Below are 13,071 nucleotides of genomic sequence, written 5' to 3'. Positions count from 1 at the left end.
CGGCGCCCGTCCCGTGGCGGCGACTACCTCAGCACCACGGCCCCGTCACCGCGAACGTCGTCCCCGGCGTGTAGCAGTTCACGTACATCGTCGAGCCGTCCGGCGAGAACGTGACCCCCGCGAACTCGCCCCACTCCGGCTCCTCGGGCGTCCCGATGTTCTGCCGCCCGCGCGCCATCGTGTACACCTCGCCGCGCCGGGTCACCCCGAGCACGTGCTGCGCGCCGCCGCCGTCCTCGCAGACCATCAGCCCGCCGTCGGCCGCCAGGCAGATGTTGTCGGGGGACTCGCCGGGCAGCTGGATGTCGGTGTCCGGGCCGAAGATCACCACCAGGGTCAGCCGCCGCTTCTTCGGCTCGTAGCGCCACACCTGCCCGTAGTGGTCGGCCGCCGAGCCCTCGTCGCGGTGGGCGAAGCTGGAGACGAAGTAGACGGACGAGCCGCCCCAGTAGCACCCCTCCAGCTTCTGGGCGTGCGTGATGCCCTTCGAGCCGAAGTCCTGGAGCCGGATCGGGGTCTCGGCCGCCAGCGGATCCGGTACGGGCACCCACTCGATCCGGTCGAAGCTCGTGCCGGTCTCCTGGACGACGGAGAGGTCGGGCACGCCCGGCACCCGCATCGCCTCCAGCGCCCCGCCCGCCCGGAGCGAACCGGTGCCGCCGAGCGGCTTCTCGGGCAGGAAGCGGTAGAAGAGCCCGAACGGCTTGTCGAACGCGTCCTCCGTCTCGTACACGATCCCGGACTTCGGGTCGACGGCGATCGCCTCGTGCTGGAAGCGGCCCATCGCGGTGAGCGGGACGGCCCCGGTGCGGCGCGGATCGGCGCCGTCCACCTCGAAGATGAAGCCGTGGTCCTTGGTGTACCCGTTGGTCCCGGCCTTGTCCTCGTTCTCCTCGCAGGTCAGCCAGGTGCGCCAGGGGGTGGGCCCGCCCGCGCAGTTGACCGCCGTGCCGGCGATGGCGACGCGCTCGCCGAGCACCTTGTTGCGGCCGTCCAGCTCCAGCGACGTACAGCCGCCCTTGGCCGCCGGGTCGTACGTCAGCCCCGGAATCGTCGGCACGCCGATCTCGGCCGTGTGCCGGTTCTCGTGATTGCGGACGAGGTGGACCCGGCCGTGGCGGCCGGGCAGAGCGGCCATGCCGTCGTGGTTGCCCGGCACCCGGCCCTCACCGGAGCGCAGCGGCTCGCCCTCCCGGGACAGCACCCGGTAGCGGAATCCTTTCGGCAGGTCGAGCAGACCGTCCGGATCGGGGACGAGGGGGCCGTAGCCGTCGTGGCCGCGCGCGGCTGCCGTGCCCGCGAAGAGTTCGGAGAAGGCCCCCGTGAAGGCGATCGCGGCGGCTGCGCCGCTGCCTGCCAGGACCTGACGTCGGGTTGCGGTGGGGCGGGGTGCGGTTGACATGAGGTGACTCCCTGTTGGCGGACAGGTGAAGTGACCCGCACGTGTGTAGCACGCACAGAGGCGCGGGGGGAACCATGCGCACCCCCCGCGCCTCGTGTTGCTGCTGGGACGTCCCTGTTGGGAGCAGCCGTACGCCGACGGTCAGGCCGGCCGTACGCCGACGGTCAGGCCAGCGAGGCCGACAGCGTGATCGTCGTGCCCGTCAGCGCCTGGCTGACCGGGCAGTTGGCCTTGGCGTCCTCGGCGGCCTTCACGAAGGCATCCTCGTCGAGACCGGGGACCGTGCCCTCGACCGTGAGGTGGATGCCGGTGATGCCGGTGCCGGGCTGGAAGGTGACCTCGGCCTTCGTCTCCAGCTTGGTGGGCGGGGTGCCGGCGCCCGCGAGGCCGTGGGAGAGCGCCATCGAGAAGCAGCTGGAGTGCGCGGCCGCGATCAGCTCCTCCGGGCTGGTCTTGCCGTTCGCCGCCTCGGAGCGGGACGGCCAGGAGACCTGGTACTCACCGATGCCGGAGGAGTCGAGGGAGACGACCCCCTTGCCCTCGATCAGGTTGCCTTCCCAGACCGTGTGCGCCTGACGCGTGGTAGCCATGCTGGATCCCTTCGAACGGTGTGCGCGGTTGTACGGGACAACGGGACGTACGAGGCACGCGCACGCCGTCGTGCGCCGCGCCCCCGGTCGCGTTACGCCCCCGAACCTACTGCGCCACCAGCCCCTTCGCGTCACGTGCCAGCGCCGTCAGCCGGGAGATCGCCCGGAAGTACTTCTTCCGGTACCCCCCGTTCAGCATCTCGTCGCTGAAGAGCTGGTCGAACGGCAGCCCGGAGGCGAGCACCGGGACCTCCCGGTCGTACAGCCGGTCGGCCAGCACCACCAGGCGCAACGCGGTCGACTGGTCGGGCACCGCCGTCACTCCGGTCAGGCAGACCGCGCCCAGCTCGTCGGTCAGCGCGCCGTACCGGCTCGGGTGCACCTTCGCCAGGTGATCCAGCAGCCCCGGGAAGTCGTCCAGCGACGCGCCCGGCGTGGCGTACGCGGCCCGGGTGACCTGCTCGTCGGTGTACGGCGGCGGGGCCTCGGGCAGACCCCGGTGCCGGTAGTCCTCGCCGTCGATGCGCAGCGGGCGGAAATGCGCGGACAGGCCCTGGATCTCGCGCAGGAAGTCGGCGGCGGCGAACCGGCCCTCGCCGAGCTTGCCCGGCAGCGTGTTCGAGGTCGCGGCGAGCGCCACCCCGGCCTCCACGAGCCGGCTGAGCAGCGAGGACACCAGCACCGTGTCGCCGGGATCGTCCAGCTCGAACTCGTCGATGCACAGGAGGCGGTGACCGCTGAGCGTGGCCACGGTCTGCTGGAAGCCCAGCGCGCCCACCAGGTTGGTCAGCTCCACGAACGTGCCGAACGCCTTCAGCGACGGCTCCGCGGGCGTGGCGTGCCAGAGGGAGGCCAGCAGGTGGGTCTTGCCGACGCCGTAGCCGCCGTCGAGGTAGACGCCGCGCGGCCCGGCCGGAGCGGCCGGCTTCTTGCTCCCGAACCACTTGCGGCGGCCGGAACCTGTCGCGTGCGCGCCGCCGAGCCCGGCGGCGAAGCCCGCGAGGACCGTCACCGCCTCGCTCTGGCTGGGCTGGTTCGGATCGGGTACGTACGTGTCGAAGCGCACCGAATCGAAGCGCGGCGGGGGCACCATCTCGGCGACCAGACGGTCTGCGGGGACGTGCGGCTCGCGGGCGCACAGGGACAGCGGGGCCGTTTCGGCAAGGGGGCTCGGCCCCGGAAACGCGGTGGATGACGACACGACCAGCCACCCTAAGGCCCATGCCAGACTGCAACCCATGCGAAGCCTGTTCCCTGTGACGGACCTGACAAAGAGCGCTTCGGGAGGGGAGCACCCGAACGGGCCGCTCACCGACCGCGAGTGGAGCCTCGACGAGCTGGCGGAGGCGTACGCCTACCCCGTCGGCCTCCCCGCCGGGACCCCCTGGCTGCGCGCCAACATGGTCTCCACCCTCGACGGGGCGGCCCAGCACGACGGCCGCTCCCAGGGCATCTCCTGCGCCTCCGACATGCGGATCTTCGGCACCCTGCGGGGCCTGGCCGACGTGGTGATCGCCGGGGCCGAGACCGTACGCCTGGAGGGGTACCGTCCGGCCCGCGCCCGGGAGGCGTTCGCCGCGCGCCGGGCGGCCGCCGGGCAGGGGCCCGCGCCCGCCGTCGCGGTGGTGACCGGCTCGATGGACCTGGACTTCTCGCTGCCGCTGTTCACCGAGCCGCTCGTCCCGACGCTCGTGATGACCGGCGCCGGGGCCCCCGCCGACCGGATCGAGGCGGCCCGGAAGGCCGGGGCCGAGGTGGTGATCGCGGGCGAGGGCGCCCGGGTGGACCCGGTCCGGGTGGTGCGGGAGCTGGCCGACCGGGGGCTGCGGCGGCAGCTCACCGAGGGCGGACCCCGGCTGCTCGGCCAGTTCGTGGCGGCCGGCGTGCTGGACGAGCTCTGCCTGACGATCTCCCCGATGCTCACAGCGGGTGACGCTCAGCGCATCGCCGGGGGTCCCGGGGTCGCGGTGCCGGAACGTTTTTTCCTCGCATCGCTGCTGGAGGAGGCCGGGTTCCTCTTCACTCGGTACCGTCGGACTGACAGTTAGCGGAATTTACCGTTCCGCTTAGCTTCGGCTGGGCACACTTACCCCTGCAGACCCCGTGGAAGCACGGGGAAGGATGGTTTCAGCAAACGACCGTCGACGGTCGAGCCGGCAGTCGACGAGACGAAGAAGCGGAAGGGCGCCTGTCGTGTTCACAAGCGTTTTGATGATCGAGAAGCCGCTCACTCCCGAGGACGTGGATTTCGTCACCACCCTCCACGGCGAGGAGCGGATCTCGTTCGTCGTTCTGTTGCAGCCGCGCGGTGACCAGGCCGATGTCCTGCTGCGCGCGATCGACGACGTGGCGATGGGGGAACTGAAGGAAGCGGTCCGCGAGGGCGAGGAGCCGGAGGGCAGCGAGGCCCGCGAAACCGCCGAGATCGGCCTCGAATACTCCCTGCGGGCCCTGCGCCAGGCCGGCTCCGAAGCCGTCGGACAGGTGATCGAGGATCACCCCCTGGACAAACTGACGACCGTCGTCGAGGAGGCGGGCGCGGACGAGGTCATCGTCCTGACCGCCCCGCACTACGTGGAGGAGTTCTTCCACCGCGACTGGGCCTCCCGGGCCCGGCACAAGGTGGGCGTCCCGGTGCTCAAGCTCTTCGCGCACAGCGAATAGGCTGAAGCCGCGCGGTCCGGGCTGGCCCTCGGCCGCCCACTCGGAACCCGAACCACGACCGCAGGAGCACAGATGGCACCCGGCATTCCCGCCGCCATGGAACGACCCCACTTCATCGGCATCGGCGGCGCCGGAATGTCGGGCATCGCGAAGATCCTCGCCCAGCGCGGAGCGAAGGTGGCGGGCAGCGACGCCAAGGAGTCCGCCACGGTCGAGTCGCTGCGGGCGCTGGGGGCGACCGTGCACATCGGGCACGAGGCCCGGCACCTGGCCGAGGACGCGTCCTGCGTGGTCGTCTCCAGCGCCATCCGCGCCGACAACCCGGAGCTGCTCCGGGCGAACGAGCTGGCCGTCCCGGTCGTCCACCGCTCGGACGCCCTGGCCTCCCTGATGAACGGCCTGCGGGCCATCGCGGTGGCGGGTACCCACGGCAAGACGACCACCACCTCCATGCTGGCCGTCGCCCTCTCCTCGCTGAGCCTGGCCCCCTCGTACGCCATCGGCGGCGACCTGGAGGGCCCCGGCACCAACGCCACGCACGGCGAGGGGGACATCTTCGTCGCGGAGGCGGACGAGAGCGACCGCAGCTTCCAGAAGTACGACCCCGAGGTCGCGATCGTCCTCAACGTCGAGCTGGACCACCACGCGAACTACGCCTCGATGGACGAGATCTACGACTCCTTCGAGACGTTCGTCGGCAAGGTCGTCCCCGGCGGCACCCTGGTCGTCTCCGCCGACCAGCCCGGCGCGGTCGAGCTGACCCGCCGGGTCCGGGACCTCTCCGACCTCAAGGTCGTCACCTACGGCTCCGCCGAGAACGCCGACGTCCGCGTCCACAAGGTCACCCCGCGCGGCCTGACCAGCGAGGTCACGGTCCTGCTCAACGGGAAGTTCCTCACCTTCACCGTCTCCGTCCCCGGCAGCCACTACGCCCACAACGCGGTCGCCGCGCTCGCCGCCGGCGTCGCCCTCGGCATCCCGGCGCACAACCTGGCCTCCGCGCTCGGCAGCTACACCGGGGTCAAGCGCCGCCTCCAGCTCAAGGGCGAGGCGGCGGGCGTGCAGGTCATCGACTCGTACGCGCACCACCCGACCGAGATGACCGCCGACCTGGAGGCCATGCGCGGCGCGGCCGCCGACGCCCGCATCCTGGTCGTCTTCCAGCCGCACCTGTTCTCCCGTACGCAGGAGCTGGGCACCGAGATGGGCCAGGCCCTCGCGCTGGCCGACGCCTCCGTGGTCCTGGACATCTACCCGGCCCGCGAGGACCCGATCCCCGGCATCACCAGCGCCCTGATCATCGACGCGGCGAAGGCGGCCGGGGCCGAGGTCACCGCCGTCCACGACCAGGCCGACGTACCCGCCGCGGTCGCGGGAATGGCGAAGCCCGGCGATCTCGTTCTCACCATGGGAGCGGGCGACGTCACCGACCTCGGCCCGCGCATCCTGGACCACCTGTCGAGTGCCCGGTAGCCGACCGGCCACCGAGCGAGCGACGATATCGCCGAGCTGAGGAGCAAGCCGTGCCGTACGACGTCGAGAAGCCGGACGAGCAGTGGCGGGAAGAGCTGACCCCCGCCGAGTACGCGGTGCTGCGCCAGGCCGGCACCGAACCCGCCTTCGTGGGTGAGTACACCGACACCAAGACGGCGGGCCTCTACTCCTGCCGGGCCTGCGGGGCGGAGCTGTTCCGCTCCGACACCAAGTTCGAGTCGCACTGCGGCTGGCCGTCCTTCTACGACCCGAAGGACACCGACGCGGTCGAGGTGGTCGAGGACCGCAGCCACGGCATGGTCCGCACCGAGGTGCGCTGCGCCCGCTGCGGCTCGCACCTGGGCCACGTCTTCAAGGGCGAGGGCTATCCGACCCCGACGGACCAGCGTTACTGCATCAACTCGATCTCGCTGACGCTGGCGCCGGACGAGAGCTGAGCGGGCGATCCCGGTGAGCCGGGGTGCTGCGGCCGGTCCGACGCCGCACCCCGGACACTGGCGACTTGAAGTGAGGTAATACGCGTCATACGCTACGTGCATGGCCAAGACGCGTATCAGCATCAGCCTCGACCAGCAGCAGGCGGAGCGGATCAGGCGGCACGCGGAACGGGCCGGGATGGACCTCTCGGCCTATCTGGTGCACGCCGCGACGCGTCAGATGGCGGAGAGCGACGCCATAGAGGAGCAGTTCGCCGGGGTGGACGCGCTGATCGCGCAGGCGGAATCAGAGGCCGGTGCCCTCGCCGAGGAGCCGGAGGGACGCCCTGAAGAGCTGACCGAACAGCAGCGGCGTGACGTCGAGACGGCACTGGCGCTGGTGGCCGGCACCGACCGTCAGGGCGCGCGGACGCGGGGGCACGCCGCGTGAGCGGACGAGTGCCCGTGTACGACTCGGGCATGCTGATCGCGCTCGCCGACCGCAAGGCCAAGGCGGTCGCTCTCCACGAGGGAATGCGTACGTCCGCGCACCGCGCTGTGGTGCTCGGTCCCGTCCTGGCGCAGGTGTGGCGCCCGCGTCCGTCGCTGGTCCACGCTCTGGCCGTCGCGCTGAAGGACTGTACGGTGCCGCAGGCCCGGTCTTCCGAGCCGCCGATACGGGAGACGAAGGCGGGTCGCCCGGAGTGCCTCGCGTGTGCGACCGGCCCGGACATCACCGACTGGCGGCGCATCGGGACAGTGCTCGGGCAGGCGGTGCTGCCGACGAAGAAGAGGCCGGACGTGGTGGACGCATGGGTCGCCCTGGCCGCCGCCCGGCACGGCAGCGCGGTGATCTTCACCAGCGACCCGGGCGACCTGCTGGCGTATCTGGCGGTTCTGCGGCCACCGGACGTGCATGTGGTTCCTGTATAAGCCCGGAGAGGACAGCGCTGGACCCGGCGGGATCGTGCTGATCGCTCCCGTGCGGCCCCCCAGCCCCGTCTCAGACCGCGTCCGTGTCCGACCGCAGCAGCGGGTGAATGACCCCCGGGAAGACGGTCGCCTGCACGACCTCCTCGGCCGACCCGCCCTGGACGACGGTCTCCGCGACGCCCCAGGGCCGCCCGGCCAGGTGGACGGTGAGGGTGTACGAGGAGGAGCAGCCGGTGCACTCGTAGCGGTCGGCCCAGGTCTCGACCTCGGTGGTGGAGCCCGGGTAGCGCTTCACGTGGCGGTGGCGGGCGTGGCAGTGGTCGCAGGTCTCGCCCGGCTCACAGGTGCCGCCGCAGGGGCAGGGCACGTCGAAGGAGTCGGCGGGCGTCCAGCGCTGCACGAGGACGGCGTCGCGGGTGGCGGCGGTGTCCTTCATGGCCTTGAGGTTGCGGGCGGCGACGTTGTACGACTCGCCGGTGGCGGCCATCCGGTCGCGGATGACGTCCTTGCGTCCACGGTTGGTCGTCATGGTGGTGCTCCTCCTGGGTTCACGCAGCCCGTCAGGAGGCTCACGAGTCGTACCGGTACCCCTCTTACGGTACCGGCCCGGCCCGGACGCTCCCGACCGCGCGGCCCGTCCGACGGCGTCGTGCGGGCACCGTCGTGCGGAGGGGCCGCCCGTACTACCCCGTGCGGCGGAGGGGGATCATCACGCGGTGCGACGTGCCGGGCCGGGCGGTGCGAAAGATTTCGGGTCATGACGACGACGGATTCCACCCCGCCCGCTCCCGGCGTGCTGCCACCGGCCCGGCCGGTTCCGCCGCCCCCGCGGTGGGCGGTGCGCGCCGCCCATGTCGCGGCCTGGTCGACCGTCCCCTCCGGGGTGTGGCGGGTCGCGCTCGTGCTCGGCGTGCCCGTGGGGGTGATGGAGCGCGAGGAGTTCCTCGCCGCGTTCCCCGACCACTCCCCGCTGATCGCCCTGGCCTACGTCCTGCTGATCGGCGCGGTCGCCGAGTTCGCCTCGTACCTCACCCTCGGCCTGGTACGGCCCTGGGGCGAGGTGGTCCCGCGTGGGATTCCGTTCCTCGGCGGACGCCCGGTCGACCACGGGCTCGCGGTCCTCGCCGCTTCCCTCGGGGCCCTCGCGGTCACGGCCCTGTGGTGGGTCTTCTTCTTCGGCGGCCTGCTGACGGGCCCCGGGCCGGACCCCGGCATATCGGCCGGTGAAGCCTTCTTCATCGCCTCCTACGCCCCGCTCCTGCTGTGGGGCCCGCTCCTGGCGGCGGTGACGTGGTCGTACCACCGACGGCACCGGGCCCGCGCGGGGGCGTGACCGGGCCCGCGCATGCCGCGGTGCCGGACCGGGGCGGTACGTTGCTGCCATGTGCATATCGACAGGTGAGGCGGCGTTCTCCGGCACGATCCTGTACTGCGGGCGCCAACACCACGATGAGCACGGACTCATCCATGTCCTGGGCTACCAGAACACGGCGGTCAACCTGGCGGACGGCCCGAACGCCATGCTGCTGCACGTGCCGACGAGGCACCTCACACCGTGCCACTTTCTCTCGGCGGGGCGCTCCGGTGACGTCCTGCGCCGCATGGTCTCCGCCGTGCAGGACGCCGCTGCGGCGGCCGACGACATCGTGTGGATGGGTGCGGAACCGCGGGCCGTCCAGGTCTTCGACCACGACGTCTACACGGTCCTCCTGGCGGACGACCCCACAGCCGTCCCCGCCGCGCTCTCGCAGGTGCCGCCGCACCGGCGCCCCGATCTCGACCCGGAGCTCCTGCGCTTCTACGCCGAGCACTTCCCCGACCACACCATCGTCGTGTGCTGCTTCGACAACGCCGAAGCGCGGCGCGCCAAGCCCCTGTTGCTGTGGTACGAGCCCCTTGACCCCGACCGTCTGACCGGGCCGGCCCTGGACAGCCACACCGGTAAGGCACCGGACCTCGACGCCGCCGTGCCGGTGGACCACTGGGTTCTGTTCTCCACCGACGAGGCCGCCGCCGACTGGGGCGCGCCCGTCGAGTACTCCGGGGGCGTGCGCCACAGCCTGCGCGATTTCCTCCCCGCCACCGTCATCGGCCGGCACTACGGAGACGGGGAGACGCTGCCGAACGGGGACTTCACCATCAGCCACGGCGACCTGCTCAGTGGCGACCCCGACCGGATCGAGCGCCGGCAGCCGTCCCGCCGCTGACGGCTGCTCACCCCTGGACCGCGTACGAGAGGAAGCGCGTCCAGGCCGTCGGGGCGAGGGCGAGCTGGGAGTCGCGGACGTGGACGGTGGAGGGGCAGGCGGCGACCTCGACGCCGGAGTGGCCGGATCCGCCGCGCTGTAGCTGGACGTGTGCCACTCCAGGGCGACCTCCACGCAGGAGTCGCCGCATCCGCCGCTGTAGCTGCTCCTGAACCAGGCCAGGGGTGTGGTGCTCATCTCGCTCCTCGCATACGCCGCATCAGGCTCTTGGAGTCGTCCAACGAGAGAGCCTGTGAACGCATACTGGCACTCCGCATCTGGAGCGCGCTGATCACTTTGAGGTCGGCGACGAACTGTCCGTGCTCCTGCCCTTCCAGATAGCCGAACCACTGGTGGTCCGGCGTCTCCAGCAGCTGCATCGGCCCATGCAGCCCCGCGTGGTGATGCCGCACCAGCGGCATGATCTGGACGTCCACATTGCGTCGCTCGGACAGGTCGAGGATGTGGTCGAGCAGCTCCTCGGTGACCTCCTTGCCGCCCAAGTCCCGCAGGAACAGGTGCTCTTCGAGGATGAAGCTGAAGGAGGTGTTCGGCCGCTCGCGCAGCAGTTGCTGACGATCCAGCCGAGCCGCGAGCTGGGCCTCGATCTGCTCGTCGCCGAGCGGCGGCAACTGGTCGGTGAACAGCGTCCGCGCGTACGTCGGTGTCTACAACAGCCCCGGAATCAACCGGCACTCGTACGTGTACAGACTCAGTGCCGACAGCTCCAGATCCGCCCACGGCCGGAACCAACTCGCCAGCCCCTTCCGCCGTGTCAGATGCTTCGCCGCCGCCAGGATCACCCCGCCTCGAGAATGCTGTCCGCCCGCTCCGCGAAGTCCCGGGGCGGCGGCGGCCCTGCTCGACGGAGGCGACGGTCTCGGGGGAGTACCCGACGAGCGGAGCGTACTGTTCCTGCGTCAGCCGCGCCCGCTTGCGGAAGGTCTTGACGACCTCCCCGAACATCTTGAGGCTGTACTGCGGTTCGGGCTCGGTACTGCGCCCGCTCCCATTGCCGAAGGTCCCGTACGCCGTGCTGTCGATGTTGTCCGTGCCGTGCGTCATGTACGGCCACCTCCCCGTGGGCCTGTCCTGGTTCGCAACCCGTCCATACTCACGGAACGTGACCCAACTTCCCGTCGCCCGGAGGTCCACCCGCCTCACCGAGGACACTGGTAGTCCACCGCGGTTGGCGCATGCCGAAGGCCTGCCTGGCGATGTAACTCCAGGTGTCCTCGTGACACTCCAGTTGCACGAACGAAACCGTGCCCGCCGTGTTCAGCATGTCATGGTGCTCTCCGTGCAACTGCCCGTACAGGTCGGAGCTGCGCTTCTCCTTCTCCTTCTGGCTCCGCTCCGCCTCGGCGCGGGCCTCCTGGTCGGACTTCTTCTGTTCCGCCTTGACTCGTGCCTGCTCGGCTTCGTTGTCCGAGGGCACGCGCGGTCCTCCTCACGCCAGCGCTTCTCCTGCTCCCAGCGCTCTGCCTCGATGGCTCGCTTCTGCTCCTGGCCGGCCTTCTACTGATCGAGCAGCGACTTGATCTAAACCCCTCCTCGGTTCGGTGACTCCGATGATCCCGTCGCTGTCTGGCCCTACGAGGGTGATCAATGGAATGAATGGGTTCATGTCAGGTCAAGTTCATGGTCCTGTCCGGCCTGTCACCCCGGAACGACCGTCAGCTGAGGGTCCAGAGGCGGGGCCGGTCCCGGCCAGCGAAGGGCTGGAAAACGGCGCGTCACATGGAGTGCTTAGGGGGAGATACGGCCGGTTGCATCTCTGAGTGACCAGGGGGTTACGTGAAGTGGAAAGACGCGTTCGAGAACGCGATGGAGGAACTGAAGGCGATACGGGCCCTGCTGGCACCGGTCGGCCGTCTCGATGACCCCACGGTCGGGCTGACCGCGCTGCACGGCGAGCTCACCCAGACACGCCTGAAGATCCTGGAGACGATCCAGGGAGGCATCACCGGCCTGCGGGAGGAGAACCGCGAGGTACGCCGCCGCCAGGACCGGATGATCAGCGATCTCAACGAGACCCGCGGCGAGCTCCGGCAGCTACTCGAACTCGCCGACATCATCCGCCCTCTCGCGGAGCTCCAGAGGCCGGCCGAGAACTCCGGCGACGTCACCGGCACCTACCCGTCCTCCGAGCCGGATCCGGCAACCGGCCCGACCGCGCCCACGGCGGCGCAGCCGCCCGCCTCACCCGACACCGACTCCCAGGGGGGAACCATGGAGTACAACGAGCGCCAGGCGCAGCCCGAGCACCGAGGCCAGGACGACCTGCTCAAGCAGAGAATCGAGGCCGCCTACCAAGGCAACAACACCCCTGCGGCCCCGCCGGCTGCCGCCTCGCCGTCGGCCTCCGGCCGGGAGGAGGACCCGCGGGTCACCCACGGGGTCCTGCTGCTGAAGGCCGCCGGGGTGGCCTCTGTGGATCTGGTCGCGCACCGCGACACCTGGGAGTGGCTCACCGCCCTGGCCGTCGACCACGACCACTTCCGCACCCCGCCCTCGGTCGAGGACGTCAAGGAAGGACGCGTCCAGACCGTCCTGTCCGGCCGCTCCCTCATCGGCCTGCTCATCAAGCTGTGGGACACCCGCCACGCCGCCACCCCGCTGGAGGCGGACTGGGCACTGGCCACGACCACCTACAACCGCATCGCCGCCGATCTCACCAGCGTCGACGGCGAAGGCCAGACCATCCGCATCGTCCTGGACGATGGCCTCCCCCACACCGACAACGACTGAACCGCTGCACGCCGGTGGTCGGCGGTTCGTGCCGGAGTCGGCGGTGACCAGCTGGCCGTGGCACAGCCGGCGGCCCGCACCGATTACCGATCGGTGCGGGCCGCCGGGCGTTCAGAGTGCGGAGGCGAAGCCCCAGCCGAGGTTCGGCTCCTGACGGTGTGCGGGGAACGCTCCGGTAGGTGTCATGGGCCGGAGCGTGCGCCCTGCCAGCCGGTGGAAACAGGCGCAGACGACGCCTACCAGGATGGCCTCAGAGTGCGGGGTAGGGCATTCGCGACAGCTCGTATTCAACGACAGTGACCGTTTCGCCGTTCACGATCTTCCGCAAATCTTCAGGGAACGGATAGGCGAAGTCGAGATCGGTGGAGAGCAGGTCACCGCGAAGACACGCCATGTGGTTGCTGACGTTCTGGCGGCGCCGGTTTTCTGCGTACCGGCAGTGGACTTGAGGTGCTGACGGGCCAGGAATGACGGACGTCGGGGAGATGCTGAACACTTCGCCTTCGAGATCGGCGCTCAGCCGAAGACCACGCTCACGGATGGACTCGCTCCAACATGTCCCCTATATGGCGTCG

The 13,071-nt window shown here is 70.6% G+C and carries 15 protein-coding genes and 2 pseudogenes; 9 read left to right on the top strand and 8 right to left on the bottom strand.

Annotated features, from left to right (window positions below; all coding sequences use genetic code 11):
* Window positions 1-28: 28 nt before the first annotated feature.
* The 3 genes from ACFWRV_RS09670 to zapE form a co-directional block, all read right to left on the bottom strand.
* Window positions 29-1,402, bottom strand: coding sequence for an alkaline phosphatase PhoX (locus ACFWRV_RS09670; protein ID WP_384330804.1), 1,374 nt, complete (start codon window positions 1,400-1,402; stop codon window positions 29-31).
* 164 nt (window positions 1,403-1,566) lie between these two features.
* Window positions 1,567-1,992, bottom strand: a complete 426-nt coding sequence (locus tag ACFWRV_RS09665) for an OsmC family protein (protein ID WP_384330801.1) — start codon at window positions 1,990-1,992, stop codon at window positions 1,567-1,569.
* 106 nt (window positions 1,993-2,098) lie between these two features.
* On the bottom strand, window positions 2,099-3,193 hold the full coding sequence (gene zapE / locus ACFWRV_RS09660; protein ID WP_384330798.1) for a cell division protein ZapE: 1,095 nt from the start codon (window positions 3,191-3,193) through the stop codon (window positions 2,099-2,101).
* Window positions 3,194-3,230: 37 nt separating this feature from the next.
* Here zapE and ACFWRV_RS09655 point away from each other — a divergent pair, with 37 nt between their 5' ends.
* The 6 genes from ACFWRV_RS09655 (at window position 3,231) to ACFWRV_RS09630 (ending at window position 7,499) form a co-directional block, all read left to right on the top strand.
* Window positions 3,231-4,040, top strand: coding sequence for a pyrimidine reductase family protein (locus ACFWRV_RS09655; protein WP_384330795.1), 810 nt, complete (start codon window positions 3,231-3,233; stop codon window positions 4,038-4,040).
* Window positions 4,041-4,203: 163 nt separating this feature from the next.
* Window positions 4,204-4,656: an indole-3-glycerol phosphate synthase gene (locus ACFWRV_RS09650; RefSeq protein WP_384330792.1), complete on the top strand. Its 453-nt coding sequence runs from the start codon at window positions 4,204-4,206 to the stop codon at window positions 4,654-4,656.
* A 72-nt stretch (window positions 4,657-4,728) separates the two neighbouring features.
* Entirely contained in the window at window positions 4,729-6,129 is a 1,401-nt protein-coding gene (gene murC, locus ACFWRV_RS09645) for a UDP-N-acetylmuramate--L-alanine ligase (RefSeq protein ID WP_384330789.1), read from the top strand.
* Between the two features lie 50 nt (window positions 6,130-6,179).
* Window positions 6,180-6,587: a peptide-methionine (R)-S-oxide reductase MsrB gene (gene msrB, locus ACFWRV_RS09640; RefSeq protein ID WP_384330786.1), complete on the top strand. Its 408-nt coding sequence runs from the start codon at window positions 6,180-6,182 to the stop codon at window positions 6,585-6,587.
* Between the two features lie 100 nt (window positions 6,588-6,687).
* Window positions 6,688-7,017, top strand: a complete 330-nt coding sequence (locus tag ACFWRV_RS09635) for a hypothetical protein (protein WP_384330783.1) — start codon at window positions 6,688-6,690, stop codon at window positions 7,015-7,017.
* Window positions 7,014-7,499: a hypothetical protein gene (locus ACFWRV_RS09630; protein WP_384330780.1), complete on the top strand. Its 486-nt coding sequence runs from the start codon at window positions 7,014-7,016 to the stop codon at window positions 7,497-7,499. Before ACFWRV_RS09635 ends, ACFWRV_RS09630 begins: the two co-directional genes overlap by 4 nt.
* Window positions 7,500-7,569: 70 nt before the next feature.
* Here the strand turns inward: ACFWRV_RS09630 and ACFWRV_RS09625 are convergent, their stop codons facing one another.
* Complete coding sequence (locus tag ACFWRV_RS09625) at window positions 7,570-8,028, bottom strand: hypothetical protein (protein WP_384330777.1); 459 nt, start codon at window positions 8,026-8,028, stop codon at window positions 7,570-7,572.
* Window positions 8,029-8,256: 228 nt separating this feature from the next.
* Here ACFWRV_RS09625 and ACFWRV_RS09620 point away from each other — a divergent pair, with 228 nt between their 5' ends.
* Window positions 8,257-8,832: a hypothetical protein gene (locus tag ACFWRV_RS09620; protein ID WP_384330774.1), complete on the top strand. Its 576-nt coding sequence runs from the start codon at window positions 8,257-8,259 to the stop codon at window positions 8,830-8,832.
* A gap of 49 nt (window positions 8,833-8,881) precedes the next feature.
* Window positions 8,882-9,706 (top strand): hypothetical protein, encoded by an 825-nt coding sequence (locus ACFWRV_RS09615; RefSeq protein WP_384330772.1) that lies wholly within the window; start codon window positions 8,882-8,884, stop codon window positions 9,704-9,706.
* Between the two features lie 7 nt (window positions 9,707-9,713).
* Here ACFWRV_RS09615 and ACFWRV_RS09610 read toward each other — a convergent pair.
* The 3 genes and pseudogenes from ACFWRV_RS09610 to ACFWRV_RS09600 form a co-directional block, all read right to left on the bottom strand.
* A pseudogene (locus ACFWRV_RS09610) lies at window positions 9,714-9,943 on the bottom strand (DUF397 domain-containing protein).
* Window positions 9,940-10,810 (bottom strand): annotated as a pseudogene (locus tag ACFWRV_RS09605) (Scr1 family TA system antitoxin-like transcriptional regulator). Before ACFWRV_RS09605 ends, ACFWRV_RS09610 begins: the two co-directional pseudogenes overlap by 4 nt.
* A gap of 49 nt (window positions 10,811-10,859) precedes the next feature.
* Window positions 10,860-11,183, bottom strand: a complete 324-nt coding sequence (locus ACFWRV_RS09600; protein WP_384330769.1) for a hypothetical protein — start codon at window positions 11,181-11,183, stop codon at window positions 10,860-10,862.
* A 389-nt stretch (window positions 11,184-11,572) separates the two neighbouring features.
* On the opposite strand from ACFWRV_RS09600, the gene ACFWRV_RS09595 reads away from it, so the two are divergent.
* Window positions 11,573-12,496, top strand: coding sequence for a hypothetical protein (locus ACFWRV_RS09595; RefSeq protein WP_384330868.1), 924 nt, complete (start codon window positions 11,573-11,575; stop codon window positions 12,494-12,496).
* A gap of 250 nt (window positions 12,497-12,746) precedes the next feature.
* Here the strand turns inward: ACFWRV_RS09595 and ACFWRV_RS09590 are convergent, their stop codons facing one another.
* On the bottom strand, window positions 12,747-12,992 hold the full coding sequence (locus ACFWRV_RS09590) for a hypothetical protein (RefSeq protein ID WP_384330766.1): 246 nt from the start codon (window positions 12,990-12,992) through the stop codon (window positions 12,747-12,749).
* Window positions 12,993-13,071 lie beyond the last annotated feature (79 nt).

The organism is Streptomyces sp. NPDC058576 (assembly GCF_042718715.1).
GTDB lineage: Bacteria > Actinomycetota > Actinomycetes > Streptomycetales > Streptomycetaceae > Streptomyces.
The sequence above is the reverse complement of the archived record's forward strand: the minus strand, read 5'-3'. Positions and strand labels throughout refer to the sequence as shown.

Bases quoted from the DNA above. Each gene is read 5' to 3' on its own strand.
- ACFWRV_RS09670 (WP_384330804.1), bottom strand. From the start codon at position 1,402: ATGTCAACCGCACCCCGCCCCACCGCAACCCGACGTCAGGTCCTGGCA.
- ACFWRV_RS09665 (WP_384330801.1), bottom strand. From the start codon at position 1,992: ATGGCTACCACGCGTCAGGCGCACACGGTCTGGGAAGGCAACCTGATC.
- ACFWRV_RS09655 (WP_384330795.1), top strand. From the start codon at position 3,231: ATGCGAAGCCTGTTCCCTGTGACGGACCTGACAAAGAGCGCTTCGGGA.
- ACFWRV_RS09650 (WP_384330792.1), top strand. From the start codon at position 4,204: ATGATCGAGAAGCCGCTCACTCCCGAGGACGTGGATTTCGTCACCACC.
- murC (WP_384330789.1), top strand. From the start codon at position 4,729: ATGGCACCCGGCATTCCCGCCGCCATGGAACGACCCCACTTCATCGGC.
- ACFWRV_RS09635 (WP_384330783.1), top strand. From the start codon at position 6,688: ATGGCCAAGACGCGTATCAGCATCAGCCTCGACCAGCAGCAGGCGGAG.
- ACFWRV_RS09625 (WP_384330777.1), bottom strand. From the start codon at position 8,028: ATGACGACCAACCGTGGACGCAAGGACGTCATCCGCGACCGGATGGCC.
- ACFWRV_RS09620 (WP_384330774.1), top strand. From the start codon at position 8,257: ATGACGACGACGGATTCCACCCCGCCCGCTCCCGGCGTGCTGCCACCG.
- ACFWRV_RS09615 (WP_384330772.1), top strand. From the start codon at position 8,882: ATGTGCATATCGACAGGTGAGGCGGCGTTCTCCGGCACGATCCTGTAC.
- ACFWRV_RS09595 (WP_384330868.1), top strand. From the start codon at position 11,573: ATGGAGGAACTGAAGGCGATACGGGCCCTGCTGGCACCGGTCGGCCGT.